Source organism: Bradyrhizobium sp. CSA112 (assembly GCF_029051645.1).
GTDB lineage: Bacteria > Pseudomonadota > Alphaproteobacteria > Rhizobiales > Xanthobacteraceae > Bradyrhizobium.
Map to the genome: position 1 here is coordinate 1 of NZ_JAACFS010000085.1, position 3,488 is coordinate 3,488.

The window sequence follows — 3,488 nt, forward strand, 5'->3', positions numbered from 1 at the left end:
TCGCAGTTATGTGCCGGACATCGTTATGTGCCGAATGCCGTCACAACCCGCATTTCTGAGCGCTATTTCCGCGCCGGCGGCAACATAACGGAGCGCTCGTGGCATGGTGATCTCCTTCTTTCCTTAGGAGATTGTCATGCTCGAGAAGTACTACATCCGACCCGCCACCATCGATCGTATTCACGAGTCCTGGATCGCTCCCGCAGTCGAGCAGTACGTCAGCTGGATGGCGGAGCAGCGCTATACGGACCGCAGCGTGTCTCGCCGGATTCCCATCGTGGTGAGCTTTGGCGAGTTCGCAAAAGCTCACGGCGCCAGCGAGGTCAAAAATCTGCCTGATCACGTCGAGCCGTTCGTGCAAGCGTGGATTGGTGAGCGTGCTAGACGACGCTCAGCCCGGCGACGCAAGCAGATCGGCGATGAAGTACGCAATCCCATCCGCCAGATGCTAAGGCTGGCGGTCCCCGGCTACATTGGCCGGGGTCGTCTCCATAAGCCGGACAACCCGTTCGAACGCCAAGCACCGGGGTTGTTGAGGTACCTGATCGAAGAGAAAGGACTTCGTCAGCGATCGATATACCAATACCAAATTTTTTTGCGTCAGTTCGCGGCCTACCTTGAACGCATCCGCGTCGACAACCTCGCAAAGTTATCGCCAACCGTGCTCAGCGGGTTCATTGCCGAGTACGCTCCGCCCCGAGTGTCCTGGTCAACGGTGCGCAATGCATGCGGAGTCCTGCGGGTCTTTCTGCGTTATCTCAATCGTGAAGGGGTTATGGCCAAGGATCTCAGTTCGCTCGTCGAGTTTCCGCAGTCGTACCGGCACGCTGGCGTGCCACGATCGATCAGTTGGGAGCAGGTCGAGCAAGTGCTGGCAGGTATCGACAGACGGTCCGCCTCTGGCAAGCGCGATTATGCGATGATGCTGTTGCTCGCGACCTATGGGCTGCGGGCAGCGGAGGTCGCCTCGCTCACGCTTGATGACATCGACTGGCGCAACGAACGGCTTAAGATCCGGGAACGCAAAGCAGGCAATACCACCACTTATCCGCTCTCGGCGGCGGTGGGAGCAGCGATCGTCGAATACCTCAAAAACGGGCGACCAGCCACGACATGCCGCGAGGTGTTTATGCGCTGCTGTGCTCCGCACGCCCCGATCGGCTCCGCCGCGGTTGTCTGTCGCGCCGCCCATTTCATCCGCAAAGCAGGCATTAGCGTACCACGAGCCGGTTCGCATGTCCTACGGCACAGTTGTGTGCAGCGCCTGCTAAACGCCAATTTCTCCCTGAAGCATATCGGCGACTACGTCGGCCACCGCAGCGCCTCCTCCACCCAGATCTACGGGAAGATCGCCGTCGAACAGCTGCGTGAGGTTGCATTCGGCAATGGGGAGGACGTGCTGTGAGCTCCGATGCACGTTTCCAGAGTTTTCTCGGCCGCGAGATCGAGCAATTCCTCGCCCACAAGCGCTCTTTGCGACGGCGCTATCTTGTCGAAGAGAAGACGCTCGCGCTGTTCGATGCCTACTTGTCGAAGAACAAAATTGGTAGCCTTAGTGAGGTAACCCCGGAACTGGTGGATGAGTTTCTTCTCTCGCGTCCGCGATCGCGGCCAAGAAGCTATAATCACCTGCGCTCTACGGTGGGACGACTGCTTTCGTATCTCGTCGATCACGGGAAGCTCGCCCAGACACCGCTGAGATCACCGCCGCGTCGCGGAAGGTATCAGCGCACACCATTTATCTTCGACACAGACACAGCCACTCGGTTGCTTGCCCTTGCCAAGGCGCTCCCGAACCATGGTGGTACGATCGAGCGTGGCAACACGTATTTCGCATTGTTCGCCGTGTTGTATGGGCTGGGATTGCGCGTCGGGGAGGCCTGCCGGCTGCGCCTCAAAGATGTCGATCTGGAGCGGCGATTGCTCATTATCCGGGAGACTAAATTCTACAAGAGCCGCCTCGTCCCATTTGGACCAAAGCTCGGAACGCTCTTGGCGCAGCATCTCCGTCAACGCCAGACTGCGGCGCGCGCCGCCACTGCTGCAGACGACGCGCCGCTGTTCTGCTTGCGCGGGGGGAGGCCAATCAACCCTGGTACAATCAGCCAGACCTTTCACGCTATGGTCCTGAGCTTAAATCTGCAGATCCCGCCAGGCATTTCGCCGCCGCGCCTGCACGATCTGCGACATTCGTTCGCCGTTGGTACACTCACGCGCTGGTACAGGCTCGGCCTCGATCCTCAGACGAAGCTTCTTGCACTCTCGACTTTCATGGGGCACGGCGACATCAATTCCACTGCGGTGTATCTGACGCCGACCCCGGAGCTTCTCGAACACGCCAACCGCCGCTTCCGTGCCTTTGCTGCGACAACGCTCGGGGAGGATCAGTCATGACCCCCTCCCTCGGTACACTGGTTCAGTCATTTTTCACCGATCATCTCCCGGTACAGAAGGGCCTGCGGCTCGGTTCGATCCGCAGTTATCGTGACACGATTCGCCTGTTCCTGTGCTTCGTGTCCGAGCAGCGTGGTCGCCGGATTGCTACACTGGCCCTTGATGACCTGACGTTCGAACGAAGTCTGGCGTTCCTGAGGCACCTGGAGCAAGAGCGCGGTAACTCGGTGCGTACTCGCAATCAACGGCGGGCAGCACTGAACACCTTCTTTGCCTACCTCGCGGTGCGTGCACCCGAGATGCTGGCGGTCTGTCAGCAGGTCGCGGCGATCCCCGTCAAGCGCACATCATTGCCCGATACACATTTCCTCGAGCGGGAGGAGGTAACGGCATTGTTTCGTTCGCTGCCTCGACAAGGTCATCTCTCGCTGCGCGACCACACACTGTTGCTCTTCCTGTACAACACGGGCGCTCGGGTGCAGGAAGTTGCCGATCTTCGTATCGAGCACCTCGAACTCAAGCCGCCGGCCAAAGTCCACTTGCACGGCAAGGGTGACAAGTGGCGGACGTGCCCGCTTTGGGATGAGACAGTGAAGCATCTCCAGGCGCTCCTCGCCCAGCGTGGCGCATCGCCAGGCGAGCCAGTCTTCTGCGCTCCGAAGGCCCGCCCTCTAACGCGGTTCGGGATCTATAAGATTGTCCGACGACACGGCGCATCCTTCGATACACACGGGCCGAAATCCAGGCGGGTCAGTCCGCATCTATTCCGTCACACCGCTGCTTGCCACCTGCTGGAATCCGGTGTCGAAGTCAATGTCATACGGAGTTGGCTCGGGCACGTCAGTCTCGACACGACAAACCGTTATGCCGAGCTGACGCTGCGCGCTAAGGCCGAGGCGCTGCGCGCCTGCGAACTGGGTTCCGATATTTCAACGGTGTCCCGGGCTCGCGTCGCCTGGAAGGACGACAAAACCCTGCTCGACTGGCTCAACTCGCTGTAGCGCATTATGTGCCCACTCGCCCGCGGTCCTCCCCCGAAAGACCGGCTCAAGCCGTTGCCAGCCACATAACGATGTCCGGCACATAAGCTCGAT

General features: G+C 59.8%; 3 protein-coding genes. All 3 read left to right on the plus strand.

The genetic code is table 11. The features are described 5' to 3' along the window. Nucleotides 1-136: 136 nt before the first annotated feature. Genes GWE18_RS41680 through GWE18_RS41690 form a run of 3 tightly spaced genes read left to right on the plus strand, consistent with a single transcriptional unit; the run spans nucleotide 137 to nucleotide 3,395 of the window. Complete coding sequence (locus GWE18_RS41680; protein WP_275191271.1) at nucleotides 137-1,405, plus strand: site-specific integrase; 1,269 nt, start codon at nucleotides 137-139, stop codon at nucleotides 1,403-1,405. Continuing rightward, a complete protein-coding gene (locus GWE18_RS41685) occupies nucleotides 1,402-2,394 on the plus strand; it encodes a tyrosine-type recombinase/integrase (RefSeq protein WP_057850183.1) in 993 nt (330 codons plus the stop codon). Before GWE18_RS41680 ends, GWE18_RS41685 begins: the two co-directional genes overlap by 4 nt. Beyond that, complete coding sequence (locus GWE18_RS41690; protein ID WP_213257144.1) at nucleotides 2,391-3,395, plus strand: tyrosine-type recombinase/integrase; 1,005 nt, start codon at nucleotides 2,391-2,393, stop codon at nucleotides 3,393-3,395. The genes GWE18_RS41685 and GWE18_RS41690 overlap by 4 nt, the downstream gene beginning before the upstream one ends. Nucleotides 3,396-3,488: the final 93 nt, after the last annotated feature.

Coding starts and splice junctions, on each gene's coding strand:
- GWE18_RS41680 (WP_275191271.1), top strand. CDS start 137: ATGCTCGAGAAGTACTACATCCGACCCGCCACCATCGATCGTATTCAC.
- GWE18_RS41690 (WP_213257144.1), top strand. CDS start 2,391: ATGACCCCCTCCCTCGGTACACTGGTTCAGTCATTTTTCACCGATCAT.